General features: G+C 71.9%; 20 protein-coding genes. 16 read left to right on the forward strand and 4 right to left on the reverse strand.

Annotated features, from left to right (window positions below; genetic code table 11):
- Positions 1-414: 414 nt before the first annotated feature.
- From gatC to ACWD6P_RS10180, 8 genes are all read left to right on the forward strand, one after another.
- Positions 415-711 (forward strand): Asp-tRNA(Asn)/Glu-tRNA(Gln) amidotransferase subunit GatC, encoded by a 297-nt coding sequence (gene gatC / locus ACWD6P_RS10145; protein ID WP_381401047.1) that lies wholly within the window; start codon positions 415-417, stop codon positions 709-711.
- 5 nt (positions 712-716) lie between these two features.
- Positions 717-2,210 carry an Asp-tRNA(Asn)/Glu-tRNA(Gln) amidotransferase subunit GatA gene (gene gatA / locus ACWD6P_RS10150; RefSeq protein WP_451443573.1) on the forward strand — a complete coding sequence of 498 codons (1,494 nt, stop codon included), beginning with the start codon at positions 717-719 and terminating at the stop codon, positions 2,208-2,210.
- Positions 2,207-2,449 (forward strand): hypothetical protein, encoded by a 243-nt coding sequence (locus tag ACWD6P_RS10155; RefSeq protein WP_451443574.1) that lies wholly within the window; start codon positions 2,207-2,209, stop codon positions 2,447-2,449. Before gatA ends, ACWD6P_RS10155 begins: the two co-directional genes overlap by 4 nt.
- A gap of 31 nt (positions 2,450-2,480) precedes the next feature.
- Entirely contained in the window at positions 2,481-3,989 is a 1,509-nt protein-coding gene (gene gatB, locus ACWD6P_RS10160; RefSeq protein WP_451443575.1) for an Asp-tRNA(Asn)/Glu-tRNA(Gln) amidotransferase subunit GatB, read from the forward strand.
- Between the two features lie 493 nt (positions 3,990-4,482).
- The gene (locus ACWD6P_RS10165) at positions 4,483-6,723 is read left to right on the forward strand and encodes an MMPL family transporter (protein WP_451443576.1); all 2,241 of its coding nucleotides are present in this window, start codon (positions 4,483-4,485) and stop codon (positions 6,721-6,723) included.
- A 116-nt stretch (positions 6,724-6,839) separates the two neighbouring features.
- The gene (locus ACWD6P_RS10170) at positions 6,840-7,442 is read left to right on the forward strand and encodes a hypothetical protein (RefSeq protein WP_451443577.1); all 603 of its coding nucleotides are present in this window, start codon (positions 6,840-6,842) and stop codon (positions 7,440-7,442) included.
- Between the two features lie 148 nt (positions 7,443-7,590).
- Positions 7,591-7,797, forward strand: a complete 207-nt coding sequence (locus ACWD6P_RS10175; RefSeq protein WP_451443578.1) for a hypothetical protein — start codon at positions 7,591-7,593, stop codon at positions 7,795-7,797.
- Between the two features lie 76 nt (positions 7,798-7,873).
- The gene (locus ACWD6P_RS10180; protein WP_451443594.1) at positions 7,874-10,957 is read left to right on the forward strand and encodes a helix-turn-helix transcriptional regulator; all 3,084 of its coding nucleotides are present in this window, start codon (positions 7,874-7,876) and stop codon (positions 10,955-10,957) included.
- A 127-nt stretch (positions 10,958-11,084) separates the two neighbouring features.
- On the opposite strand, the gene ACWD6P_RS10185 is transcribed toward ACWD6P_RS10180, so the two are convergent.
- From ACWD6P_RS10185 to ACWD6P_RS10200, 4 genes are all read right to left on the reverse strand, one after another.
- Positions 11,085-11,618, reverse strand: coding sequence for an N-acetyltransferase family protein (locus ACWD6P_RS10185; RefSeq protein WP_451443579.1), 534 nt, complete (start codon positions 11,616-11,618; stop codon positions 11,085-11,087).
- 106 nt (positions 11,619-11,724) lie between these two features.
- The gene (locus ACWD6P_RS10190; protein WP_451443580.1) at positions 11,725-11,907 is read right to left on the reverse strand and encodes a DUF6191 domain-containing protein; all 183 of its coding nucleotides are present in this window, start codon (positions 11,905-11,907) and stop codon (positions 11,725-11,727) included.
- A 117-nt stretch (positions 11,908-12,024) separates the two neighbouring features.
- The gene (locus tag ACWD6P_RS10195; RefSeq protein WP_451443581.1) at positions 12,025-13,209 is read right to left on the reverse strand and encodes a PQQ-dependent sugar dehydrogenase; all 1,185 of its coding nucleotides are present in this window, start codon (positions 13,207-13,209) and stop codon (positions 12,025-12,027) included.
- Between the two features lie 215 nt (positions 13,210-13,424).
- On the reverse strand, positions 13,425-14,498 hold the full coding sequence (locus ACWD6P_RS10200) for an aldo/keto reductase (RefSeq protein ID WP_451443582.1): 1,074 nt from the start codon (positions 14,496-14,498) through the stop codon (positions 13,425-13,427).
- A gap of 88 nt (positions 14,499-14,586) precedes the next feature.
- Between ACWD6P_RS10200 and ACWD6P_RS10205 the strand changes: the two genes are divergently transcribed.
- The 8 genes from ACWD6P_RS10205 (at position 14,587) to ACWD6P_RS10240 (ending at position 26,112) form a co-directional block, all read left to right on the forward strand.
- Complete coding sequence (locus ACWD6P_RS10205; protein ID WP_451443583.1) at positions 14,587-15,549, forward strand: 2-hydroxyacid dehydrogenase; 963 nt, start codon at positions 14,587-14,589, stop codon at positions 15,547-15,549.
- 304 nt (positions 15,550-15,853) lie between these two features.
- Positions 15,854-18,766, forward strand: a complete 2,913-nt coding sequence (locus tag ACWD6P_RS10210; RefSeq protein WP_451443584.1) for a putative bifunctional diguanylate cyclase/phosphodiesterase — start codon at positions 15,854-15,856, stop codon at positions 18,764-18,766.
- Between the two features lie 208 nt (positions 18,767-18,974).
- Positions 18,975-20,834 carry an acetolactate synthase large subunit gene (locus ACWD6P_RS10215; protein ID WP_451443585.1) on the forward strand — a complete coding sequence of 620 codons (1,860 nt, stop codon included), beginning with the start codon at positions 18,975-18,977 and terminating at the stop codon, positions 20,832-20,834.
- 40 nt (positions 20,835-20,874) lie between these two features.
- Complete coding sequence (gene ilvN / locus ACWD6P_RS10220) at positions 20,875-21,399, forward strand: acetolactate synthase small subunit (RefSeq protein WP_451443586.1); 525 nt, start codon at positions 20,875-20,877, stop codon at positions 21,397-21,399.
- A gap of 110 nt (positions 21,400-21,509) precedes the next feature.
- Positions 21,510-22,508, forward strand: coding sequence for a ketol-acid reductoisomerase (gene ilvC, locus ACWD6P_RS10225; RefSeq protein WP_451443587.1), 999 nt, complete (start codon positions 21,510-21,512; stop codon positions 22,506-22,508).
- Positions 22,509-22,780: 272 nt separating this feature from the next.
- Positions 22,781-24,373: a phosphoglycerate dehydrogenase gene (gene serA, locus ACWD6P_RS10230; protein ID WP_451443588.1), complete on the forward strand. Its 1,593-nt coding sequence runs from the start codon at positions 22,781-22,783 to the stop codon at positions 24,371-24,373.
- A gap of 159 nt (positions 24,374-24,532) precedes the next feature.
- A complete protein-coding gene (locus ACWD6P_RS10235; RefSeq protein WP_451443589.1) occupies positions 24,533-25,450 on the forward strand; it encodes a DUF2382 domain-containing protein in 918 nt (305 codons plus the stop codon).
- An 83-nt stretch (positions 25,451-25,533) separates the two neighbouring features.
- Positions 25,534-26,112, forward strand: a complete 579-nt coding sequence (locus tag ACWD6P_RS10240) for a TetR/AcrR family transcriptional regulator (RefSeq protein WP_451443590.1) — start codon at positions 25,534-25,536, stop codon at positions 26,110-26,112.
- Positions 26,113-26,277: the final 165 nt, after the last annotated feature.

Consider the following 26,277-nt stretch of genomic DNA (forward strand, 5'->3'; position numbering starts at 1 on the left):
CGCTCAGCACGAGCCGAACGATCAGCGCAGCCAAGACAGCGACGCGTCCGGCGAGCCCGCGCCCGTCCATGAGACGGCTGAGGCGGCCGCGCAACACGGCGCAGACGAGCCGGGTGCCACCGACGAGCCCTACGGCACCACCGCGACCGGTGAGGCCGGCAGCACGGACGAGACCGGAGGGAACGACACGTCCGGCGTGCCCGCCGGGGACGACGATCCCGCTGACACCACCGGGCCGACCGGAACGACCGGGCCGACCGGGCCGGAGGCCACCTAGGGCCGCACCGACGATCTTCGAGACGCCCTCCCCGGCGCCCCGGTGAAAAGGGCTGCGCGATCCTCATTGCGTTGGCAATAGGATTGGGCCCGAATACCAGCAAGAACACTCCGCCAAGAACACCAGAGGATCGCTGCATGCCTGGCATCACGCGCGAGGAGGTCGCCCACCTCGCCCGGCTGGCACGTCTGGAGCTGCAGGACGAAGAGCTCGACCACTTCGCCGGACAGCTCGACGACATCATCGGCGCGGTCGCCCGCGTCTCCGAGGTCGCCGACCAAGACGTACCGCCGACCTCCCACCCGCTGCCCCTGACCAACGTCATGCGGCCGGACGAGGTCCGTCCGTCGCTGACCCCCGAGCAGGCGCTCTCCGGCGCCCCGGCCCAGGAGCAGCAGCGTTTCAAGGTGCCGCAGATCCTGGGGGAGGAGTGACCGACATGGCAGACCTGATCAAGCTCACCGCCGCCGAGATCGCGGCGAAGATCGCCGCCGGCGAGCTCACCGCCGTCGAGGTGACCGAGGCCCACCTGGCGCGCATCGAGGCCGTCGACGAGAAGGTGAACGCCTTCCTGCACGTCGACCGCGAGGGCGCGCTCGCCCAGGCCCGCGCCGTGGACGAGAAGCGCGCCCGCGGCGAGAAGCTCGGCCCGCTGGCCGGCGTCCCGCTCGCGCTCAAGGACATCTTCACGACGGAGGGCATTCCCACCACCGTCGGCTCCAAGATCCTCGAAGGCTGGCTCCCGCCGTACGACGCGACGCTCACCAAGAAGCTCAAGGCCGCCGACGTCGTCATCCTCGGCAAGACCAACATGGACGAGTTCGCCATGGGGTCCTCCACCGAGAACAGTGCCTACGGGCCGACCGGCAACCCCTGGGACCTGACCAAGATCCCCGGCGGTTCGGGTGGCGGTTCCGCCGCCGCGCTCGCCGCCTTCCAGGCCCCGCTCGCCATCGGCACGGACACCGGCGGCTCCATCCGCCAGCCCGCCGCCGTCACCGGCACGGTCGGCGTCAAGCCCACCTACGGCGGCGTCTCCCGCTACGGCATGGTCGCCTTCTCGTCCTCCCTGGACCAGGGCGGCCCCTGCGCCCGTACGGTCCTGGACGCCGCGCTGCTCCACGAGGTCATCGCGGGCCACGACCCGCTGGACTCCACGTCCATCGACAAGCCCGTACCGCCGGTCGTCGAGGCGGCCCGCAACGGCAGCGTCGAGGGCATGCGGGTCGGCGTCGTCAAGCAGTTCCGCGGCGAGGGCTACCAGGCCGGCGTCATCCAGCGGTTCGACGAGTCCGTCGCGCTGCTGAAGGAGCTGGGCGCCGAGATCGTCGAGCTGGACTGCCCGTCCTTCGACCTCGCCCTGTCGGCGTACTACCTGATCGCGCCGTCCGAGTGCTCCTCCAACCTGGCCCGCTTCGACGCCATGCGCTACGGCCTGCGGGTCGGCGACGACGGCACGAAGTCCGCCGAGGACGTCACCGCGCTGACCCGTGAGGCCGGCTTCGGCCCCGAGGTCAAGCGACGGATCATGCTCGGCACGTACGCGCTCAGCTCCGGCTACTACGACGCGTACTACGGCTCCGCCCAGAAGGTGCGGACGCTGATCACCCGCGACTTCGAGAAGGCCTTCGAGCAGGTCGACGTGATCGTCTCGCCGACCACGCCGACCACCGCCTTCCCGATCGGCGAGCGGGCCGACGACCCGATGGCGATGTACCTCGCCGACCTGTGCACGATCCCCACCAACCTGGCAGGCAACGCGGCCATGTCGCTGCCCTGCGGCCTGGCCCCCGAGGACGGGCTGCCGGTGGGCCTGCAGATCATCGCCCCTGCCATGGCCGACGACCGGCTCTACAAGGTCGGTGCCGCGGTCGAGGCCGCGTTCACCGCCAAGTGGGGTCACCCGCTGCTCGAGGAGGCACCCGCACTGTGAGTGGAAAGCTTGCGAAGGCCAAGGGCTTCAAGAAGTCCAAGCCCGGTACGTATCTGTCCATCGGCACCACGCTGTTCGGCGCGGTGAGCGTCGTCAAGCAGGTGAAGAAGGCCAGGACGGAGCAGGACACGCTCCAGCTGGTCGACGCCGTCGTCTCCGCCGCCGCCATCGTGACCGGCGTCGCCCTGCTCATCCGCGAACTGCGCCGTCTGGGCGACGACGACGTCCTCGCGGACTGATCGGCGCCGGACCTGAGAGGTTAGTTTCACCGTGACTGTCACCGACCTGGTGTCGTACGAGGACGCGCTGGCCGCCTACGACCCCGTCATGGGGCTCGAGGTACACGTCGAACTCGGCACCAAGACCAAGATGTTCTGCGGGTGTTCCACCGCCCTGGGCGGCGACGCCAACTCGCAGACCTGCCCCACCTGCCTGGGCCTGCCCGGCTCGCTGCCCGTCGTCAACGCGACCGGCGTCGAGTCCGCGATCAAGATCGGCCTGGCCCTGAACTGCACCATCGCCGAGTGGTGCCGCTTCGCCCGGAAGAACTACTTCTATCCGGACATGCCGAAGAACTTCCAGACCTCCCAGTACGACGAGCCGATCGCCTTCGACGGCTACCTCGACGTGCAGCTGGAGGACGGGGAGGTCTTCCGCGTCGAGATCGAGCGCGCGCACATGGAGGAGGACACCGGCAAGTCGACGCACGTCGGCGGTGCCACCGGCCGTATCCACGGCGCCCGGCACTCCCTCCTGGACTACAACCGCGCCGGCATCCCGCTCATCGAGATCGTCACCAAGCCCATCGAGGGCGCGGGCGAGCGGGCCCCCGAGGTCGCCAAGGCGTACGTCGCCGAGCTGCGCGAGCTGATCAAGGCGCTGGGCGTCTCCGAGGCCCGGATGGAGCAGGGCCAGATGCGCTGCGACGTCAACCTCTCGCTGCGCCCCCAGGGCACCGAGAAGTTCGGCACGCGCTCGGAGACCAAGAACGTCAACTCCCTGCGCTCGGTCGAGCGCGCCTGCCGCTACGAGATCCAGCGGCACGCGGCGGTGCTCTCCTCCGGCGGCACGATCGTCCAGGAGACCCGTCACTTCCACGAGGAGGACGGCTCCACGACGCCCGGCCGGGTCAAGGAAGAGGCCGAGGACTACCGCTACTTCCCCGAGCCGGACCTGGTTCCGGTGGCCCCCTCCCGCGAGTGGGTCGAGGAACTGCGCGGCCAGCTGCCCGAGCTGCCGCGGGTGCGCCGCAACCGCCTCCGCGAGGAGTGGGGCGTCAGCGAGCACGACATGCAGTCCATCCTCAACGCCGGTGCGGTCGACCTGATCGTCGCCACCGTCGAGGCCGGTGCGGACGCCGCCGCGGCCCGTAAGTGGTGGATGGGCGAGCTGGCCCGCCGCGCCAACGAGGACGGCGTCGAGCTGGCCGCCCTGCCGATCACCCCCGAGCAGGTCGCCCGGGTCACCTCGCTGGTCGCCGACGGCTCCCTCAACGACAAGCTGGCCCGCCAGACCATCGAGGGCGTGCTGGCCGGCGAGGGCGACCCGGACACCGTCGTCGAGAAGCGCGGCCTGAAGGTCGTCTCCGACGAGGGCGCCCTGGGCACCGCCGTCGACGAGGCGATCGCTGCCAACGCCGCCATCGCCGACAAGATCCGCGGCGGCAAGGTGGCCGCGGCCGGCGCGCTGGTCGGCGCGGTCATGAAGGCCACCCGCGGCCAGGCCGACGCGGCCCGCGTCCGCGAGCTCATCCTGGAGAAGCTGGGCGTCGAGGGCTGACGCACCACTGATCCGGCATCACGAAGCGGCCGTCCTCCCAGGCGAGGGCGGCCGCTTCGTGCATCTCCGACCGATCGGCTCTCCCGTCGATCGGCTCTCGAATCGATCGGCCGAACCGGGAATGCGCGAGTGCGCAGGCGCGCTGTGATCACCGAGAGGGGCCCCGCCCGCCCACGGGGGTGGCGGACGGGGCCACCCACCTCAGCCAATCGGGCAACTGGGTTACGGCGCCCGGTGGTTCGGTGCGGGGCCGGCGTCCAAGGAGGCGTTTGGCAGGGGATTCGGTCATCTGCTCCCCTCTTGCTCCGGATGTGGGGTAATCCACAAAAACGGCAAAGGATCTTTTCCGCCTGTCACCCTGCTGGGAGAACCGCGGACCCACCGCCTCCATAACCGATGGCGGTGGGTCCGCCATGTCCCCCTGCCTCCGCGTTCGGCACCACCGGTCACCCCGGAAGTTATCGACGCACAACCCGGGAAGCGGTCGAGATCCGTGACGGCTCTGGCTCGGTGGTGTCTCAGGCGCCGCATCGTGGTGATCGTGCTGTGGCTCGCCGCCTTCGCGGGCGTCGCCGTCGCCGCGGGCGTCACCGGGTCCGCGTACTCGAACGACTACGAGGTCCCCGGGACCGAGTCCGGGCGGGCGAGCGCCCAGATGGCCAGGGCGTTTCCCGGGCAGTCCGGGGACAGCGACACCATCGTGTGGCACACGGACTCCGGGACCGTGCGCTCCGGCGCCGTCGAGAAGACCATGCGGCGCACCCTGGACAAGATCGCCGAGCTGCCCGGTGTCGCCGAGGTGCGCGGCCCCTACGGCGGCCGGGCCGACGGTGCGCACGGCGGGCAGCAGATCAGCGAGGACGGGCGCACCGCCTACGCCGCCGTCGTCTTCGAGCGGCCCGCCGACGAGCTGGACGTGGCCGAGGTCCAGGGCGTCGTCGACACCGCGAAGGCCGCGGCCGGCGACGGCCTCCAGGTCGAGCTGGGCGGCGCCGGGATCGCGCTCACCGAGGCGCCGCGCGCGCAGCTCCCGGAACTCATCGGGCTGGGCGCCGCGGCCGTGGTGCTCTTCCTCGCCTTCGGGTCGCTCGCCGCGACGCTGCTGCCGATCGTCACCGCGGTGGCCGCCGTCGGCACCGCCTCGGCCGGTATCACCCTGCTCAGCCACGCCATGACCGTCGCCGACTTCGCCCCGATGCTCGGCATGCTGATCGGCCTCGGCGTCGGCATCGACTATGCGCTGTTCATCGTCACCCGGCACCGCAGGGGTCTGCGCTCAGGGCTGTCCGTCCAGGAGGCCGCGGAGCGGGCGGTGGCGGTATCGGGGCGTGCGGTCGTCTTCGCCGGGGCCACCGTGTGCATCGCGCTGCTGGGCATGCTGGTGCTGCGGCTGGGCTTCCTCAACGGGGTCGCGCTCGCCGCCTCGCTCACCGTCGTGCTGACCGTGGCCGCCTCCGTCACCCTGCTGCCGGCGCTGCTCGGGCTCATCGGGATGCGCGCGCTGGGCCGCCGCGAACGCCGGCGGCTCGCCGAGCACGGACCGCGGCCCGAGCACCCCACCGGCCTCGCCGCCCGCTGGTCCGGCTTCGTCGAGCGGCACCCCAAGCTGCTGGGCCTGACCGCCGCCGCCGTGATGGCCGCGCTGGCGCTGCCCGCCTTCGGCCTCCACCTGGGCACCTCCGACCAGGGCAACAACCCGGCCGCCTCGACGACCCGCAAGGCGTACGACCTCCTGGCGGGCGACGGGACCCACACCGGCCGGGGCAGCGGCTTCGGGCCCGGATTCAACGGGCCGCTGACCCTCGTCGGCGACCTCGACGGCGCCAAGGACCGGGTCGCCTTCGACAAGCTGCCGCACCGGCTGCGGAAGGTGCCCGGCGTCGCCCGCGTCAGCGGCCCCGAGTTCGACGGCAGCCGCGCCACCGGCGTGATCACCGTGGTGCCGAGCAGCTCACCGCAGTCCCGCCAGACCTCCGACCTGGTGCAGCGGCTGCGGACGGAGGTGCTGCCCACGGCCTCGGGCGCGACCACGATGCGGGTGCAGGTCGGCGGCATCACCGCCGGCTATGACGACTTCGCGGCGGTCATCGTCGGCAAGCTGCCGCTGTTCATCGGTGTCGTCATCGCGCTCGGCTCGGTCCTGCTGCTGCTCGCCTTCCGCAGCATCGGCATACCCCTCAAGGCCGCGCTGATGAACGTCGCGGCCGTCGCCTCGTCCTTCGGGATCGTCGTGGCGATCTTCCAGTGGGGGTGGGGCAGTGAGCTGCTGGGGCTGGGCAGCGCCGGCCCGATCGAACCGTTCCTGCCGGTCATCATGGTCTCCGTGCTCTTCGGACTGTCCATGGACTACCAGGTGTTCCTGGTCTCCCGGATGTACGAGGAGTGGCAGCTGACGCGCGACAACCGCCGGGCGGTGCGGGTCGGCCTCGCCGAGACCAGCCGGGTGATCAACTCGGCGGCGGTCATCATGATCGCGGTGTTCGCGGCGTTCGTCCTCAGCGGCGACCGGACCATCGCGATGTTCGGCATCGGCCTGGCCTCCGCGGTCGCCCTGGACGCCTTCGTCCTGCGGACGCTGCTGGTCCCGGCCCTGATGCACATGCTGGGCGGCGCCAACTGGTGGCTGCCGTCCTGGCTCGACCGCCGGCTGCCCCGGATCAGCATCGAACCGCCGCCCGCACCGGACGACGCCGCGCCGGAACCGGGCGGGGAGCGGCCGCTGGTGCGCGTGTAGCGCAGGCGCCGCGGGGCTGCCGTCCGGCGCGGGCGGCTGCCCGCGCGCCACCGGGACACCGCGGCTCTCATCCCGTTCTCATCTCGCTCTCAGACGCGGCCCCTACGGTCGCGCCCATGGGTACGACCAGGACGACAGAGAAGCGAACCGACGACGAGACCGTGCCGGCGCAGGCCGCCGCCACAGAGGAAGAGAAGGGTCAGCAGAGCCCGGAGAGCGCGGCGAACGAGACCGCTGAGACCGAGGCCGCCGAGACCGAGGCCGCACAGCCCGCGGCCGACGCCGGAGCGGACGAGGGCGACGGCGAGCACACCGCGCCCGCACCGCCCGCCACCGGGGTCGCCGCGGGTGCCGGCGCCGTCGTCGCCGCAGGGCTCGGCCTCGCGTCCGTCACCGGCACCTGGCTCGGCACGCTGATGGCCGAACGGCAGCAGCTGATAGGCCAGATCAAGCTCCAGACGGGCAAGGCCACCGACCAGATCGCCACCATGTACGGCACCCCGTGGCACACCACCGCCCTGGTCAACGCCGTCTTCGCGCTGCTCGCCGCGATCGTCGCCACGGTGGTGCTGACCCGCCCCCGCACCCCCTGGGTACGCGCCGTCGCCTGGGCCGGACTGGCACTCGCCGTGCTGGGCATCCTGATTTCCGCCGGTATGTACCTCGACCTGTTCGGCAGTCTGCCCGCCATCCCTAAGGGCGCCGGGCCGGGCGCCTAAGGCACCTGCCGCCGCCCCGGGCACACGGGGGCGGGTTTCTAAGCACCGCCCGTACGGAAAGATCGGGAACCCTCCCGATGCGGCCCACCCCCCTTGGCGACGAGGCTTGAGTACGTCAACAGGCCGACACCGTCGAGGGAGAACCACCGTGTACACCTCCGAGCTGGAGATGCGGGTCCGTTACGAAGAGCTGCGCCGCGAGGCCGACCGGCAGCGCCTGGTGCGCGAGGCCACCGAGGCCCAGCGCGCCGGGCGCGGGGGCGCCGCCCGCTCCGGGGAGCACGATCCCGAAGGGCGGGTGAGTGCCGAGCGGTCGCGGCGGTGGCGGATACGGCCGCGCCGCGCCACCGCCTGACCCCGCCCGGGGACTTGACGGCCGGCGGGGTGCCCACGTGCCGGAATACACTGCCGGATTGTCGGACCCGTGTGCGATGCTCGGCAGCGTGGAGACCAGGTCCGTCAGTCCCGTGTTCGTCGGCCGCGCGGCCGAACTCACCGCGCTGGGCGATGCGCTCGCCCGTGTCGCCGCCTCCGGCGAGCCCCAGGCCCTGCTGATCGGGGGCGAGGCCGGGGTCGGCAAGACCCGCCTCATCGAGGAGTTCAGCGAGGCGGCGCGCGCCCGGGGCGCGCTGGTCGCGCTCGGCGGCTGCATCGAGATCGGCTCCGAGGGACTGCCCTTCGCGCCGTTCTCCGCCATCCTGCACACCCTCAACTGGCATCTGCCGGCCGAGCTCGCCGCCGCCGTCGCCGGCCAGGAGGGCGAACTCGCGCGCATCCTGCCCGAATTGGGGGAGACGCCCGGCGAGGCGCACGACGAGGAGATCGGCCGCGCCCGCCTCTTCGAGCTGACCGCGCGCCTCCTGGAGCGGCTCGCCGCCGACCGCACCCTCGTCATCGTCATCGAGGACCTCCACTGGGCCGACCGCTCCACCCGCGAGCTGCTCGCCTACCTCCTGAGGGCGCTGCACGACGCCGGCGTCCTGCTGGTGGCGACATACCGCTCCGACGACATCCACCGCCGCCACCCGCTGCGCCCCTTCCTCGCCGAGATCGACCGGATGCGCACGGTCCGGCGCGTCGAGCTGGACCGCTTCAACAAGGACGAGGTCCGCTCCCAGATCGCCGGGATCAACGGCAGCGACCCCGAAGAGGCCACCGTCGACCGGGTCTTCAAGCGCTCCGAGGGCAACGCCTTCTTCGTCGAGGAGCTCGCCCGCAGCCTCGCCGACGGCTGTCTGCACGGCCTCAGCGACCCGCTGCGCGATCTGCTGCTGGTGCGTGTCGAGGCGCTGCCCGAGGACGCCCAGCGGGTCGTGCGCACGGCCTCCGAGGGCGGCTCCACGGTCGAGCACGAACTCCTCTCCGCCGTCTGCCAGATGCCCGAGGACGACCTCATCGAGGCGCTGCGGGCCGCCGTGGGCAGCAACACCCTCGTGCCCACCCAGGACGGCACGGGCTACCGCTTCCGGCACGCCCTGGTACGCGAGGCCGTTGTCGACGACCTCCTGCCCGGCGAGCGCACCCGCCTCAACCGCCGCTACGCCGAGGCCCTGGAGGCCGACCCCTCACTGGTGCGCGCCGATGCCTGCGCCGCCCGGCTGGCCAGCTACTGGTACAAGGCCCATGACGCCGCCAAGGCGCTGCCCGCCGTCCTCGCCGCCTCCGTCAAGGCCCGCCGCCGCCATGCCTATGCCGAACAGCTGCGGCTGCTGGACCGCGCCCTGGAGCTGTGGGACGACGCGCCCCCGGAGGTCCGCCAAGGGGTGCGCCCGGTCGACTACACCGAGGCCTACCCGGCCTGCGGCTGCGACGACGGGGCGCTGCGCTTCCTCGATCTGCTCGCCGAGATCGCGGTGGCCGCCCGGCTGTCCGGCGACGGCGAGCGGGCCTTCACGATCACCAAGCGCGCCCTGCGGGCCCTGCGCGAGGAGAACGACCCCCTGCGTACGGCCTGGTTCCTGGTGCAGCGCTCCCGCATCGTCCAGGGCACCGGCCGTGGCAACGGCTGGGAGGACCTGGGCGCCGCCCAGGAGCTGATGCGCGGTCTGCCGCCGTCCTCCGTGCACGCCGAGGTGATGGCCGCCGTCGCCAGCTGGTCGGTGCTGCACGAGCCCGGCCCCGAGACCTTCACGACGGCCCAGCGGGCCGTGGAGCTGGCCCAGTTGGTCGGCGACGAGGAGGCGGAACTGAACTCCAAGGTGACGCTGGCGGGGCTGCGCGTGGAAGCCGGTGAGGTCGACGCGGGACTCGCCGACCTCCGGCAGGCGCTGGACCTGGCCGTCGACCGCGGCTACTTCGCCGTCATCGGGCGCGGCCACATCAACCTGCCGTCCGCCCTGGAAGGCGCCGGCCGTTCCCGCGAGGCCGTCGAGGTCACCGAGCGGGGCATCGAACTGACCACCCGCTACGGCCTCAAGGACAACACCAGCTGGGTGATGGGCAACCGGGCCGAATCGCTCCAGTCGCTCGGCCGCTGGGAGGAGGCGAGCCGGACCGCCACCGAGGCCCGCCGACTCGGCCAGAGCCGCCGGGCGATCGCCCTGGCCACCAACCGCCTCACCGACCTCGCCCTGGACCAGGGCGAACTGGCCGAGGCCGAGCGGGAGCTGGCCGTCGCCCAGGAGCACTACGGCACCCACGACGTCCAGCCGCAGCACGCCATCCCCATGGCGCGCAACGCCCTGCGCATCGCCGTGGGCCAGGGCCGCCTCCTCGACGCCCGCAGCATCCTCGGGCAGGCCCTGGACGCCGGCTTCCCGCCCGGCACCCAGCGCTACGCCTGGCCGCTGCTGTGGTCGGCGACCGCCGCCGAGTCGGACGCCCGCGGTCTGCCGGCGGCCGAGCCCGGCCGGGCCGCGATCCTGGCCCGCGTCCGGGACGCCGCCAAGAAGCTGCCGACGCTCACCCCCGTCTGGGAGGCGTACGCGCTGGCCGTCGACGCCGAACTCCGGCGCGCCGAGGGCCGCGAGACCCCCGATGCCTGGGCCGGGGCGGTCGCCGCCTTCGAGCCCCTGGAGCGCCCGCACGAGCTCGCCCGCGCCTGCTACCGCTGGGCCGAATCCCTGCTGCACGGCAGCGAACGGGCCACCGCCGGGCTGGACGGCCGCACCCCGCGCGAGGCCGCCGTACTCCTGCTGACCCAGGCGCACACCGCCGCCGAGGCGATGGGCGCCCGCCCGCTCGCCGGCGAGCTCGCCCTCCTCGCCCAGCGGGCCCGCATCCCCCTGTCCGGCCTGATACCGGCCGCCGGCGCCGAGGCCCCTGCCTCCGCCGCGGCGGCGGACGCCCCTGCCGCCTCCCTGGGCCTCACCCCGCGCGAGCGCGACGTCCTCCGCCTGGTCGCCGACGGCCGCAGCAACCGCCAGATAGCCGACGCCCTGTTCATCTCCCCGAAGACCGCCAGCGTCCATGTCTCCAACATCCTCGCCAAGCTGGGCGTCTCCGGCCGCGGCGAGGCGGGCGCCGTGGCCCATCGCCTGCACCTCTTCGACGAACCGGCAGCCAGCCGGGGGTGAGCCCCGAGAGCGCCTCCGGCTCCCGCCCCCCCCCGCAACCGGACCAACGATCCGAATGGCCGGGATGACCGGGATGACCGGGATGACCGGAAAGGGGGCTCCGCAGGGCCCGGCCCTAGGCCCCGCCCTAGGCCCTGCCCTCGCCCGTCTGCCGGAGCTCCTTCTCCATCAGCGTGAAGGACTTGGGCGCCCCGCCCGGTTGCGGCTTGCCCTCCTTGCGGCCCACGACGCGGTAACCGGCGTCCTGGTAGTAGGCGTTGAGGCGCGCGTTGCCGGCCAGGCAGTCCAGGCGTACCCGTGTCCGTCCGGCCGCGGCCACTCGGCGTTCCGCGGCCGTCAGCAGCAGCTGCCCCGTCCCGGGCGCGGCGGCGCTCCGGTCCACCATGAGCCGGTGCACGTACCCGGCCACGGGCGGCTGCGGACCCCAGGCGGCCTCGTCCTGCCACCACAGCTCCCAGGCGCCGGTGACGCGCCCGTCGGCCTGTGCGAGCCAGACCTCGCCCTGCGCCATGACCCGGCGGAAGTGGTCCTCGTCCAGTTCCCCCGGCCGCCACTGCCCGGTGATGCCGCGGGCCAGCATCCAGCGTGCCGCGTCGTCGCGGAGGCGGACGAGGGTGGGCAGATCGGCCTCGGTGGCCGGACGGACGCGCAGACCATTCACCCGGGGATCCTCGCACGCCCGTCCGACGGCGGTCCGTCGGGCCCGCTGCTGCTCGTACCCGGCGACCGGCAGGGCGCTCCCCAGGGGATCCGTTCCCCCCGGCCCTCTACCGGCCTCCCTGACCCGGCCCCTGCCGCGCCCTGATGACCACGACCCCCGAGGAGAGGTCTATCGGGCCCGTCCCGGGGTCGCCGTCGCCCACGTCGTCGACGACGAGCGACATCTTCTGCCGCTCTTCGTCGGTGTGTTGACGGCCCGGCGCGAACAGTTCTTCCGCGATGTTGAACATGGTGCCTGCCCCCTCGTCGGTGTGACGTGCACCCGTCCCCTGGCACCGAGTCTAGGCAGGAGGGGCGGAAAAGGGGGAGGAAAGGGGGATCCGGGAGGACCAGGGGACCAGAGGGGATCAGCTCACCTTGAGGCGGAGAATCCGGTCGTCGCCCTTGCGCGGGGTGCCCCGGCCGTCCGTGTTGCTGGTGACCAGCCACAACCCGCCGTCGTCGGTCGCCACGACGGTCCGCAGCCGCCCGTAGGTGCCCTTCAGGAACGCCTGCGGCGCCGCCACCGTCTTCGTCCCGTTCAGCGCGATCCGCCACAGCCGTTCGCCGCGCAGCGAGGCCATCCAGAGCGAGCCCTTGGCGTAGGCGATGCCGCTGGGCGAGGCGTCCGCGGTCTTCCACTGCACGACCGGGTCGACGAACCCGGAGCCCGCCTGCTCGCCCCGCGCCCTGCCCTCGGCCTCGGGCCAGCCGTAGTTCTTGCCGGGCTCGATGAGATTGAGCTCGTCCCAGGTGTGCTGCCCGAACTCCGAGGCCCACAGCCGGTGGTCACGGTCCCAGGCCAGCCCCTGCACATTGCGGTGGCCGTAGTCGTACACCACGGAATCGGCCTCGGGGTTGCCGTGCGCGGGCTCGCCGTCCGGGGTCATCCGCAGGATCTTGCCGCCGAGCGACTTCCTGTCCTGGGCCAGTGCGGCGTCGCCGGTCTCGCCGGTGCCGGCGTAGAGCATCTTGTCCGGGCCGAACGCGATCCGCCCGCCGTTGTGGAGCTGCCCCTTGGGGATGCCCCGCAGGATGGTGTCGGGCGCGCCGAGCTGGTCGCCCTGGGGGCGCGACTCGTCGTAGATCATGCGGGCGATGCGGTTGTCGGACGCGGTGGTGAAGTACGCGTACACCTGGTGGTCCGTGCCGAACGACGAGGACACCGCGAGCCCCAGCAGACCGCCCTCGCCACCCGGGTCCACACCGGGCACCGAGCCCAGTTCGGTGGTCTTGCCGCCGTCCGCGGCGACCCGGACGATCTTCCCGGTGTCCCGCGAGGCGACCAGCAGATCCCCGCCCGGCAGCACCGCCACGCCCCACGGCGACTTCAGACCGGTGGTCAGGGTGGCGGTCACCTTCACCGAGCCCTTGGCGGGCGGCGCGGTCGAGGACGGTGTGGCGGCCGGCGAGCCGGCGCCCGCCGAGGCGCCGGGGCTCTTCGCCGGGGCGGTGGTGCGCCCGTCCTGGGGCTGCCCCCCGCCGGACGAGCAGCCCGCTGCCAGGAGCAGCGAAGCGGCGGCCAACACGGCGGTGTGGGAACGGCGTTGCACGGCAGTGATCCTCTCGTCGGCAGGGCGTGACAAGAACACCACATCGGGCCGCCGAACGTGCTCTCCCGTCCCCGTCCGTCCCCCGCCAGCACCCCGGACGGCCGCCACCGGGACCGCCCCGCCACCGGGGCGGGAGCGTACGGACGCTCCGCCGGGACTGCCGCGCCGCCGGTCCGTTCGCCTACCAGGACCGCCGCGCCGCCGGGTCCGTTCGCCTACCAGGACTGCCGCGCCGCCGGCAGCTCCGCGATCTCCGCCAGGTCCTCGCGGGTGAGCGCCAGGTCCGCCGCCTTCGCGTTCTGTGCGGCCCACCGCTCCTTCTTCGTGCCCGGTACGGGGACGACATGACGGCCCTGGGCCAGCACCCAGGCCAGCGCCACCTGCCCCGGCGTCGCGCCGTAACGGGCGCCGACCCGCCGCAGCCCGGCCACCACCGGCTGGTTCGCGGCCATCATCTCGGCGGTGAAGCGCGGGTGGCGGGCCCGTATGTCCTCCGGTTCGAAGCCCTGCCCCGGGGTGAGGGTGCCGGTCAGATAGCCGTTGCCCAGCGGCATCGCCGCCAGGAAGCCGACGCCTCGCGACTCGCACCACGGCAGCAGCTCCTCCAGCGCCTCCGGCGACCACACCGACAGCTCGGCCTGCACACTGCTGACGGGGAACACCTGCTGGACGCGCTCCAGTTGGGCCAGCGTCAGGTCGTGCATCCGGGAGCGGGGACGCACCCCGGACGGGCCCGCAACCCTCGCCGCCCCCGGCGCCCCCGCCCGCCGCTCCGTACGGCCCGTGCGCGGTGGCCGCACCTGCCGCACCGCCCGCGCGCCCACCGCGCACAGCCCCAGCGACCGCACCTTCCCGGCCGCCACCAGCTCCGCCATCGCCCCCCAGGTCTCCTCGATGGGCACCTCGGGGTCGGCCCGGTGCAGCTGGTAGAGGTCGATCCGGTCGGTCTGCAGCCGGCGCAGCGAGGCATCGCAGGCCCGCTTGACGTATCCGGGCCGCCCGTTGGCGACGATGTGCTGCTCGCCGACCAGCAGCCCGCACTTGGTCGAGACGAACGCCTCCGCCCGCCGTTCCCTGAGCACCCGGCCCACCAGCAGCTCGTTGGTGAACGGCCCGTACATATCGGCGGTGTCCAGCAGGCTGCAGCCCCGGTCCAGCGCGGCGTGCACGGCCCGCAGCGACCCCTCCCCGCTGCGCTGCGACTCGGTGTACCCCCAGCTCATCGGCATACAGCCGAGCCCGATGGCACCCACTTCGAGGGCCGCCGCACCGATTGTCCTGCGCTCCACCTGGCTGTGCCTCCGTCCCCTCGCCCCCGATCAAGGGCCAGACCAAACTAACGTCTGGACAGAACATCTCTTCGCATAGCCTCTGGCCATGGCAACCGCAGACCAGCACACCGACGCCAACGACGTCTGGCTCCCGATCCCGCCCGGCGAGATCGAGGGCCTGCCCGACGGTTTCCGCTACGTCCACTGGGACGCCGGCCCCGACTACCCGGCGGACCCGGACCGGTGTGTGTTCTACGCCGTTCCCTACATGAAGGGCGCGGAGGCGAGCCTGCGTCCGCTGTCCCGGATGAGCCGGGTGCGGGTGGTGCAGACCCTCACCGCCGGAGTGGAGCACATGCTGCCGGGACTGCCGCAGATGCCGCCCGGTGCCCAACTGTGCAACGCCCGCGGGCTGCACGACGCCAGCACCGCGGAGCTCGCGCTCACCCTGATCCTGGCGGCGCTGCGCGGCATCCCCGGCTTCGTGCGGAGCCAGGACGCGGGGGAGTGGCGGCCGGAGTTCCGTCCCGCACTTGCCGACAAGTCGGTCCTCATTGTGGGCTATGGTTCGATCGGCAGTGCCATCGAAGACCGGCTCACGCCTTTTGAATGTGCGCGGGTGGCGCGCGTCGCACGCACCGCGCGTGACACAGTGCGCGGCCCTGTGCATCCACTCTCCGACCTGTCCGCCCTCTTGCCCGCGGCGGACGTCGTCGTAGTGGCCACTCCGCTCACCGACGAGACCCGTGGCCTGGTCGGACGCGATTTCCTGGCGCGGATGAAGGACGGCGCACTGCTGGTGAACATCGCGCGCGGTCCGGTCGTCGACACCAAGGCGCTGCTCGCCGAACTGGAGGCCGGACGGCTGTACGCGGCGCTCGATGTCACCGACCCGGAACCCCTGCCCGCCGGACACCCGCTGTGGCACGCTCCGGGCGTGCTCATCACTCCACACGTCGGCGGCCCCAGCTCTGCCTTCCTGCCCCGTGCGAAGCGGCTGCTGAGGGAGCAGTTGACGCTTTTCGCGGCCGGCGAGCCCCTGCGCAACGTGATCGCCAGCGCCGGCTGAACCGGTTGCGCGTAGCGCTACGAGGCCGTACGACTGCAGGGGGTATTCAAATATCCGCCCCTGTCACGCTCCGTAGAGGTGCTATGTCCCTGAGTGACGGAACTGGTGTATCGTCCCGAGCGGGGATGGCGCCGGACGAAAGCGGCGCATGCGAAAGATCCGGAACGCGAGGGGGGCGACGGGCGATGTACGGCCGATGGACGATCCGCGAGATGCGTGATCCACGAGCGCCCGCGGGGACGCGGCGGGGCCCCCAGGCGCGCCGCTCGCGACGGGGCCCGGTACGGGACAGCGGGAGAGCGCGGTGAGCGCCCCCGGGGCGATGCTCTCCAGGCCGCCGGCGCCGGCCGGTAGCCCGCCGAGCGCGGTGCCGCAGATCGTCCTCGCCGTGGTCTGCGCCGGCTACGCCATCGGCGCCGCGTTCGGCTGGGGATCCCGCCAACTAGCAATGATCATGGGCGACTTCGGCCTCAGCTTCGCGGCCCTGGTGGCGGCGGTCTCCTGCGGTCTGTACGCGCGCAGGCACCGCAGCCGGTTCCGCCCGGCCTGGATGCTGTTCGCCGCCTCCTCGGGGATGGCCGGCATCGGCAACGGCATCTGGGGCTGGTACGAGGTCATCTTGGGGACGACCGTGCCCAGCCCCTCGCTGGCGGACTTCTGCTTCCTGCTGTTCGCGCCGCCGGCCATCGTCGGTCTGCTGGTGCTCGCCAAGCGGCCGGTGACCCGGGCCGGCTGGGTCTGCCTGGGCCTGGACTCCTGGCTGATCGCCGGATCGCTGCTCACCCTCTCATGGAGCCTCGCGCTCGCGCACACCGCCCACTTCCAGGGCAGCAGCGTGGCGCAGAGCGCGCTGTCGCTGGCCTATCCGCTGCTGGACATCGTCCTGGTGAGCATGGTGCTCGCGCTGCACTTCCGGCGCTCCTCCGTGCACCGCTCCGCCATCAACACCGCTGTCGCGGCACTGGCGTTGACGGTGCTGTGCGACGCCCTGTTCAGCTCGCCGCTGCTGCGTGAGCACTACCGCTCCGGCCAGATCCTGGACGCCGGGTGGTTCGCCGGTTCGATACTGCTCGCGTACGCGCCCTGGGTGGCCCGCCGCGTCGGCGAGGAGGAGCCCGAGGAGGCCGAGCCGGCCCGCCGCCCGCAGCCGCACGGCAGCCGCCCCATCGCCGGCTCGCTCGCCGCGCTCACCCCGTACCTCGCCGCCGCGGTGTGCACCCTGGGCATCCTCACCAACGTCCTGGGCGGGCGGCGGATCGACCGGGTGGTGCTCTTCACCGGCTGCACGGTCGTCCTCGCGCTCGTCGTCCGCCAGGGCATCATGCTGCTCGACAACATCACCCTCACCCAGGAACTGGCCCAGAAGGAGAACCACTTCCGGTCGCTGGTGCAGGGCTCCAGCGACGTCATCATGATCGCCGCCCCGTCCGGCGTGCTGCGCTATGTGAGCCCGGCCGCCGCCGGTGTCTACGGGCGGGACGCGGAGGAGCTGGTCGGCTCCGAACTGGCGTCGCTGATCCACCCGGAGGACCTGGGGCGGGTCGTCCACGAGGTCCGCCGGTTCCTCGCCGCGGCCCCCGAGGACGAACCGACCACCCGTATCGAATGCCGCTTCCGGGCCGGTGAGCAGCGCTCGGGCGGCGACGGCTGGCTGAACGTCGAATCCACGGTCAACCGCCATCACGGCGGCCTGATCTTCAACTCCCGCGACGTCACGGAACGGGTCCGGCTGCAGGCCCAGCTCCAGCACAACGCCTCCCACGACGCGCTCACCGACCTGCCCAACCGCGCGCTGTTCACCGAACGCGTCACGAAGGCGGTCACGGGCCGCCGGGCCAGCGACCACGACACCGCCGTGCTCTACATCGACCTCGACGGCTTCAAGCAGGTCAACGACACCATCGGGCACCAGGCGGGCGACGAACTGCTGGTGCAGGCGGCCCGCAGGCTCGGCGAGTCGGTGCGCTCCGGGGACATAGCGGCGCGGCTGGGCGGCGACGAGTTCGCCGCGCTGATCACGGGCGACGGCACCCGCGACCGCGCCGCCCGTGAGTTCCGGATCCATGAGATCGCCGACCGTCTGCGCATCAAGCTCTCCGAGCCGTACCGCATCGACGGCCGGGACGTCCGGGTGGCGGCCAGCATCGGCGTCGCCTTCGCCGAACCCGGCGTCACCCCCGCGGGACTGCTGCGCAACGCCGACCTCGCGATGTACCGCGCCAAGCAGGCCGGCAAGGGCCGGGTGGAGCTGTACGCCCCGCAGATGCAGGACGAGGTGGCGCACCGCGCCGAGCTCGCCTCGAAGCTGCGCACGGCCCTCCAGGAGGGCGAATTCGCCCTGCTGCACCAGCCGGTCGTCGAGCTCGCCAGCGGGCGGGTCACCGCGGTCGCGGCACACGCCCGCTGGCGCTCCGCCCAGGGCATCCTCTTCACCCCGGCCGAATTCCTGCGGGTCGGCGACCGCGGCCGCTACACCAAGGACGGCGACCGCGCCGCCGAGCTGGACCGCTGGCAGCTGGAGGAGGCCGTCGCGCAGGCCGCAGCCCGCCATCGCGCCGGCCACCAGATCCCGGTCGCGGTCCGGCTCTCCGCCCAGCGGCTGCTGGACCGCTCGCTCTCTCCCAAGGGCGTCGAAACGCTGCTGACCCGGCATGGTCTGCCCTCGCGGGCGCTCGTCCTGGAATTGTCCGAAAGTGATCCCCGGCTCCTGCTGGACGATCTGGAGCGCCGGCTGGTCGCGCTGCGCCGGCTCGGCGTACGGATCGCCCTGGACGGCTTCGGCAGCGGGTACGCCGCGATCAGCGCGCTGCGCCGGCTGCCCATCGACGTACTGCGGCTGGACCGCGGGCTGGTCGACGGCGTCGTGGAGTCCGCCCGGCTGCACAAGATCACCGCCGGGCTGCTGCGGATCGCCGGCGACCTGGGCATGCAGTCCGTCGCGGACGGCGTCGACCTGCCCGAGCAGGTCCTCGCGCTGCGCTCCATGGGCTGCACGCACGGCATGGGTACGGCGTTCTCCGGACCGCTGGACGAGCACCGGCTGCGGCGCGTCCTGACGCACACCGGCTACCCCGTGCCGGACCTGCCGGGACAGAGCCGTGCGGTGGTGCTCAGCGGCACCGGACTGCCGGTTCGGCACGGCGGCCTGGCGGGCCCGGAATCGCTCGTGCATCCGCCATTGCGCTCAAATAGTGAGACCTCCGTCCCACCCACTTGACACTCGGTGCACGACGGGGGGAGGGTCAGTGCCATGCGCACCCGAATTCTCGTACTTGGAAAGCGCGTCGGCTGAAGCTGGGCCCCGATGAAACCCAGCTGACCGCACCGACGCGCTCCCCTCGCTTGCCTCACGGCACGAGGGGTTTTTTGTTGCATAGCAACCTCACAAATCCCGCCAAAACCCTCAGCTTCGAGAAGAGACGCAGATGACCGAGCAGGCCTCCGGGGCCCACCATCCGCAGCCGCGGGCCCGTCACTCCGGCGGACCGCAGCAGCCCGCGACCGTCGAGCACGTCACGGGCGCGCAGTCCCTCATCCGTGCGCTGGAGGAGGTCGGGGCCGACACCGTGTTCGGCATTCCCGGCGGTGCGATCCTGCCTGCTTACGACCCGATGATGGACTCCTCGAAGGTCCGGCACGTCCTGGTGCGCCACGAGCAGGGCGCCGGCCACGCCGCAACGGGATACGCCCAGGCCACCGGCAAGGTCGGCGTGTGCATGGCGACCTCAGGGCCGGGGGCCACCAACCTCGTCACCCCGATCGCCGACGCGCACATGGACTCCGTCCCGCTGGTGGCGATCACCGGCCAGGTCGCCTCCAAGGCGATCGGCACGGACGCCTTCCAGGAGGCGGACATCTGCGGCATCACGATGCCGATCACCAAGCACAACTTCCTGGTCACGGACCCCGCCGAGATCCCCCGGACGATCGCCGAGGCGTTCCACATCGCCTCCACCGGCCGCCCCGGACCGGTCCTGGTCGACATCGCCAAGGACGCCCTCCAGGCGCAGACCACCTTCGCCTGGCCGCCGCACACCGACCTGCCCGGCTACCGCCCGGTCACCAAGCCGCACGCCAAGCAGATCCGCGAGGCCGCCCGGCTGATCACCGAGTCCAAGCGCCCGGTGCTCTACGTCGGTGGCGGCGTCCTCAAGGCCGGCGCCACCGCCGAGCTGAAGGTGCTCGCCGAGCTGACCGGCGCGCCCGTCACCACCACCCTGATGGCGCTCGGCGCCTTCCCCGACAGCCACCCCCAGCACGTCGGCATGCCCGGTATGCACGGCTCGGTCACCGCCGTCACCGCACTGCAGAAGTCGGACCTGCTGATCACCCTCGGCGCCCGCTTCGACGACCGCGTCACCGGCAAGCTCGACTCGTTCGCGCCGTACGCCAAGGTCGTCCATGCGGACATCGACCCGGCGGAGATCGGCAAGAACCGCGCCGCGGACGTGCCGATCGTCGGTGACGCCCGCGAGGTCATCGCCGACCTGATCGTCGCCGTCCAGGCCGAGCACGACGCCGGCCACAAGGGCGACTACAGCGCCTGGTGGAAGGACCTCAACCGCTGGCGCGACACCTACCCGCTGGGCTACGACCTGCCGGACGACGGCAGCCTCTCCCCGCAGCAGGTCATCGAGCGGATCGGCAAGCTCGCCCCCGCCGACACGATCTACGCCGCGGGCGTCGGCCAGCACCAGATGTGGGCCGCCCACTTCATCGACTACGAGCAGCCGGCGACCTGGCTGAACTCCGGCGGCGCCGGCACGATGGGCTACGCCGTCCCGGCCGCGATGGGCGCCAAGGCCGGGCAGCCGGACCGTACGGTCTGGGCGATCGACGGCGACGGCTGCTTCCAGATGACCAACCAGGAGCTGGTCACCTGCGCGCTGAACAACATCCCGATCAAGGTCGCGATCATCAACAACGGCGCGCTGGGCATGGTCCGCCAGTGGCAGACCCTGTTCTACAACCAGCGCTACTCCAACACCGTGCTGCACAGCGGCCCGGACGCGGACGGCAAGCAGCCGTCGGCCGGCACCCGCATCCCGGACTTCGTGAAGCTGTCCGAGGCGATGGGCTGTGTGGCGATGCGCTGTGAGTCCCCGGACGACCTGGACAAGGTCATCGCGGAGGCCAACGCCATCAACGACCGCCCGGTCGTGATCGACTTCATCGTCCACGAGGACGCCCAGGTGTGGCCGATGGTCGCGGCCGGCACCTCCAACGACGAGGTCATGGCCGCCCGGGGCGTGCGTCCCGACTTCGGCGACAGCGAAGACGACTGAGCCCAGGACGACACGGACGCACGGAAGAAGAGAGAAGACCATGTCCAAGCACACGCTCTCCGTCCTGGTGGAGAACACCCCCGGCATCCTGGCCCGGATCGCCGCGCTGTTCTCCCGCCGCGGCTTCAACATCGACTCGCTCGCCGTCGGGGTCACCGAGCACCCCGACATCTCCCGCATCACCATCGTGGTCAGCGTCGAGTCGCTGCCGCTGGAGCAGGTCACCAAGCAGCTCAACAAGCTCGTCAACGTCCTGAAGATCGTCGAGCTGGAGCCGGCCTCCGCGATCCAGCGCGAACTGGTCCTGGTCAAGGTCCGTGCGGACAACGAGACCCGCTCGCAGATCGTCGAGATCGTCCAGCTCTTCCGCGCCAAGACCGTGGACGTCTCCCCGGAGGCGGTCACGATCGAGGCCACCGGATCCAGTGAAAAGCTGGAGGCGATGCTGAAGATGCTGGAGCCGTTCGGCATCAAGGAACTGGTGCAGTCCGGCACCATCGCCATAGGCCGTGGCGCCCGGTCCATCACGGACCGCTCGCTGCGCGCGCTGGACCGCACGGCCTGACCACCCGTCCGCCGCGGCCCGACCGGACCGCATGGCGAGACCCACCGACCTTCCTCACCCCGCCCGACGTACTGTGTGGGCACCCCGCTACATCCAAGGAGAGACCCGAAGTGGCCGAGCTGTTCTATGACGACGACGCCGACCTGTCCATCATCCAGAACCGCAAGGTCGCGGTGATCGGCTACGGAAGCCAGGGCCACGCCCACGCGCTGTCCCTGCGCGACTCGGGCGTCGACGTGCGCGTCGGTCTGCACGAGGGCTCCAAGTCCAAGGCCAAGGCCGAGGAGCAGGGCCTGCGCGTGGTGACCCCGGCCGAGGCCGCCGCCGAGGCCGACGTCATCATGATCCTCATCCCGGACCCGATCCAGGCGAAGGTCTACGAGGAGTCCATCAAGGACAACCTCAAGGACGGCGACGCGCTGTTCTTCGCCCACGGCTTCAACATCCGCTTCGGCTTCATCAAGGTCCCGGCCGGCGTGGACGTCGCCCTGGTCGCCCCCAAGGGCCCGGGCCACCTGGTGCGCCGCCAGTACGAGGAGGGCCGCGGCGTGCCGTGCATCGCGGCTGTCGAGCAGGACGCGTCCGGCAACGCCTTCGCGCTGGCGCTCTCGTACGCCAAGGGCATCGGCGGCACCCGCGCCGGCGTCATCAAGACCACCTTCACCGAGGAGACCGAGACCGACCTGTTCGGTGAGCAGGCCGTCCTGTGCGGTGGCGCCTCGGCGCTGGTCAAGGCCGGCTTCGAGACCCTGGTCGAGGCGGGCTACCAGCCCGAGATCGCGTACTTCGAGTGCCTCCACGAGCTGAAGCTGATCGTGGACCTGATGTACGAGGGCGGCCTGGAGAAGATGCGCTGGTCGGTCTCCGAGACCGCCGAGTGGGGCGACTACGTCACCGGTCCGCGCGTCATCACCGACCAGACCAAGGCGGAGATGAAGAAGGTGCTCGCCGAGATCCAGGACGGCACCTTCGCCAACAACTGGATCGCCGAGTACAACGCCGGTCTGCCGAAGTACAACGAGTACAAGAAGGCCGACGAGGACCACCTCCTGGAGACCACCGGCAAGCAGCTGCGCAAGCTGATGAGCTGGGTGGACGACGAGGCGTAAGTCCGGCGGACAGGGGGTCGCGAAGCAGCTCGCGGCCCCCTCGTCCATGTGTCCGGGCGGGCGCCGCAACGGTGCCTTGTCCACCGCGTAGAACCACGCACGGGTGATCCTTCCGCAACGGCACAGGAAGCGCCCCACAACGCCACTACACTGCCCATCACAAGCGCGTTCAGGCCCACAACGTCGTGCGTCTTCCACGCGGCTTTCCCCCTTCACCGCCTTCGGCCGTCGGGACGGCCGTCCGCGAAGGACTAGTGAGGACTGAAGACCACGTGAGCTCGAAACCTGTCGTACTGATCGCCGAAGAGCTGTCGCCGGCCACCGTCGACGCCCTCGGCCCGGACTTCGAGATCCGGCACTGCAACGGCGCGGACCGCGCCGAGCTGCTCCCCGCGATCGTCGATGTCGACGCCATCCTCGTGCGCAGCGCGACGAAGGTGGACGCCGAGGCCATCGCCGCCGCCAAGAAGCTGAAGGTCGTCGCCCGCGCGGGCGTGGGCCTGGACAACGTCGACGTCTCCGCCGCCACCAAGGCCGGCGTGATGGTGGTCAACGCCCCGACCTCCAACATCGTCACCGCCGCCGAGCTCGCCTGCGGTCTGCTGGTCGCCACGGCCCGCAACATCCCCCAGGCCAACACCGCCCTGAAGAACGGCGAGTGGAAGCGCAGCAAGTACACCGGCGTCGAGCTCAGCGAGAAGACCCTCGGCGTGGTCGGCCTCGGCCGGATCGGCGTCCTGGTCGCCCAGCGGATGTCGGCCTTCGGCATGAAGGTCGTCGCCTACGACCCCTACGTCCAGCCGGCCCGTGCCGCGCAGATGGGCGTCAAGCTGCTGACCCTCGACGAGCTGCTGGAGGTCTCGGACTTCATCACCGTCCACCTCCCCAAGACGCCCGAGACCGTCGGTCTCATCGGCGACGAGGCGCTGCACAAGGTCAAGCCGTCGGTCCGGATCGTCAACGCCGCGCGCGGCGGGATCGTCGACGAGGTGGCGCTGGCCAGCGCGCTGAAGGAGGGCCGGGTGGCCGGCGCGGGCCTGGACGTCTACGCCGTCGAGCCCTGCACGGACTCCCCGCTCTTCGAGTTCGACCAGGTCGTCGCCACCCCGCACCTGGGCGCGTCGACGGGCGAGGCGCAGGAGAAGGCGGGCATCGCGGTCGCCAAGTCCGTCCGCCTGGCCCTCGCGGGCGAGCTGGTGCCCGACGCGGTCAACGTCCAGGGCGGCGTCATCGCCGAGGACGTCAAGCCGGGCCTGCCGCTCGCCGAGCGCCTCGGCCGGATCTTCACCGCACTGGCCGGCGAGGTCGCCATGCGCCTCGACGTCGAGGTCTACGGCGAGATCACCCAGCACGACGTCAAGGTGCTCGAACTCTCCGCGCTCAAGGGCGTGTTCGAGGACGTCGTGGACGAGACGGTGTCGTACGTCAACGCCCCGCTGTTCGCGCAGGAGCGCGGCGTGGAGGTGCGGCTGACGACCAGCAGCGAGTCGCCCGAGCACCGCAACGTGGTGACCGTGCGCGGCACGCTCGCCGGCGGCGACGAGGTCTCGATCTCCGGCACGCTCTCCGGCCACAAGAACGTCCAGAAGATCGTGGCGGTCGGCGAGCACACCATCGACCTCTCCCTGGCCGACCACATGGCGTTCATGCGCTACACCGACCGCCCGGGCGTGGTCGGCACCGTCGGCCGGATCCTGGGCGAGGCGGGCATCAACATCGGCGGGATGCAGGTCTCCCGTGCCGACATCGGCGGCGAGGCGCTGGTCGCGCTGACCGTCGACGACACCATTCCGCCGGGCGTGCTCGCCGAGATCTCCGAGGAGATCGGCGCGACCTCCGTGCGCGCGGTCAACCTCGGCGACTGACCGGCCGCCCTAGCGCAGGTCAACGGGCCCGGACCCCGCCTTTGCGGAGTCCGGGCCCGTTCGCGTGCGCGTTTGCGTGCGGGCGCCGGGCGGCGCGCAATGGGAACTGTGCACGGGAAACCGCGCATGCTCCCGCCGACGCGTGCGGAAGGAGAGGCCATGAACGCACCCCTGGGGGACTCCCCGCAGAGCCTGACCGGCCTGCATGTGGTCGACAGGGACGGCGCGAGGGTGGGCACGGTCCAGCAGGTCTACCGGGACGACGCCACCAACGACCCCGAGTGGATCACCGTCCGTACCGGGCTGTTCGGGCTGAAGGAGACCTTCATCCCGCTCGCCGGGGCCCGCCGCACCGGCGGTGAGCTGCATGTTCCATACACCAAGGACACCATCAGGCAAGCCCCGCGGATCGACGCGGACGGCCATCTGGACCCCTCCGAGGAGGACCGGCTCTACCGCCACTACGGGCTGGGCCGGCCGGGCTCCGCGGACCCCGCCGACGGGCTCGAAGGCGTCGCGGGCGACCCCGCGCCCGACACCGTCGTGTCGTCCGGCGCCCCTCCCCAGGCGGCGGGCGCGGCCGCCGGGACGGGCCGGGCCGGTGCCAGGACCCGGGCGATGGCGGACACCACCCACCCCATCCCGGGGCGCGGCGAACGCAACAAGCTCATCGACAAGGTGCCCGAGGTCGTGCTCTGCGAGGAGCAGATAGAGATCGGCGTCGAGGAGCGGGTGACCGGCCGGGTTCATCTGAGCAAGCACGTCGTCACCGAGGAGGTGCACCGCACGGTCCCGCTCGCCCACGAGGAGGTACGGGTGGTCCGGGAGAAGATCACCGAGGAGGACCGGCTGGCGGGCCGGACCGCCCCGCGGACCGGCGACCGCACGGCCGAGGTCGTCCTCCACGAGGAGCAGCCCACGGTCAGCAAGAAGATGGTGCCGGTCGAGCGGGTGTGGCTGGAGACCGAGCGGGTGACCGAGCAGCAGGAGATCACCGCGGAGATCCGCCGCGAGGAGATCGAGATCGACGACGGTTCGGGGCCGCGCAGGGACACCGGGCCGGACCGCCCGCGGTGAGGCGGACCGCACGGCCCGGGTCGTATACGTACGTTTAAGACAGCTGTCTGGTACACGCGTATGCGCGGAGCTAGGCTGCGCCTATGGGACACCGTGAAGACCTGCTGGAAGGCGCCAAGCGCTGCCTGCTGGAGAAGGGGTACGCGCGCACCACCGCGCGCGACATCGTGGCCGCCTCCGGCGCCAACCTCGCCTCCATCGGATACCACTACGGGTCCAAGGACGCCCTGATGCGCCAGGCGGTCATCGCGTCCAGCGAGGAGTGGGGCGCGAGCGTGGCGGAGGTGCCGGCCGCGACCGAAGGCGCGCGGGCGGACGCGGACCCACTGGAGCGGTTCGCCGCCGTCTGGGACAACGTCCTGCAACGGATCGCCACGGAACGGGAGTTCATCGCCGCCCAGGTCGAGGTGCTGGGGCTGCTGCCGCGCGACGAGGGCCTGCGCGAGGCGATCGGCGAGGTGCTGCCGGAGGGCAGCGAGGGGCTGGTCGCGATCTTCGAGGGCGTACCCGACACCGAGGTCGACGTGGACACCGCCCGCATCGTCGGCTCCTTCTACCAGGCCCTGCTGACCGGCCTGATGGTGCAGTCGCTGGTCACCCCCGACGCGATGCCGTCCGGGCGGGATCTGGCGGATGCGGTGCGGAGGGTTTCTGGGGCCTAACCCTTCCGCTGCGCTTGGCTGGCTGTTCATGTTTTCGGCTGTCCCGCCGTGGGGGTTTGTCGCCGTTGCGCCTGCGGCGGGCGTTGCCGCTGCGCGGGGCTGTTCGGCTGCCGGTGACGGTCCTCCGGGGCAGGGTGTCCGGACTGCTTCGCTTTACGTCCGGAC

The sequence above is a fragment of the Streptomyces sp. NPDC002446 genome (genome assembly GCF_053595675.1).

Coding starts and splice junctions, on each gene's coding strand:
- ACWD6P_RS10180 (WP_451443594.1), top strand. CDS start 7,874: ATGCTCGGCAGCGTGGAGACCAGGTCCGTCAGTCCCGTGTTCGTCGGC.
- ACWD6P_RS10190 (WP_451443580.1), bottom strand. CDS start 11,907: ATGTTCAACATCGCGGAAGAACTGTTCGCGCCGGGCCGTCAACACACC.
- gatC (WP_381401047.1), top strand. CDS start 415: ATGCCTGGCATCACGCGCGAGGAGGTCGCCCACCTCGCCCGGCTGGCA.
- gatA (WP_451443573.1), top strand. CDS start 717: ATGGCAGACCTGATCAAGCTCACCGCCGCCGAGATCGCGGCGAAGATC.
- ACWD6P_RS10205 (WP_451443583.1), top strand. CDS start 14,587: ATGGCAACCGCAGACCAGCACACCGACGCCAACGACGTCTGGCTCCCG.
- ACWD6P_RS10170 (WP_451443577.1), top strand. CDS start 6,840: ATGGGTACGACCAGGACGACAGAGAAGCGAACCGACGACGAGACCGTG.
- ACWD6P_RS10215 (WP_451443585.1), top strand. CDS start 18,975: ATGACCGAGCAGGCCTCCGGGGCCCACCATCCGCAGCCGCGGGCCCGT.
- ACWD6P_RS10235 (WP_451443589.1), top strand. CDS start 24,533: ATGAACGCACCCCTGGGGGACTCCCCGCAGAGCCTGACCGGCCTGCAT.
- ilvN (WP_451443586.1), top strand. CDS start 20,875: ATGTCCAAGCACACGCTCTCCGTCCTGGTGGAGAACACCCCCGGCATC.
- ACWD6P_RS10240 (WP_451443590.1), top strand. CDS start 25,534: ATGGGACACCGTGAAGACCTGCTGGAAGGCGCCAAGCGCTGCCTGCTG.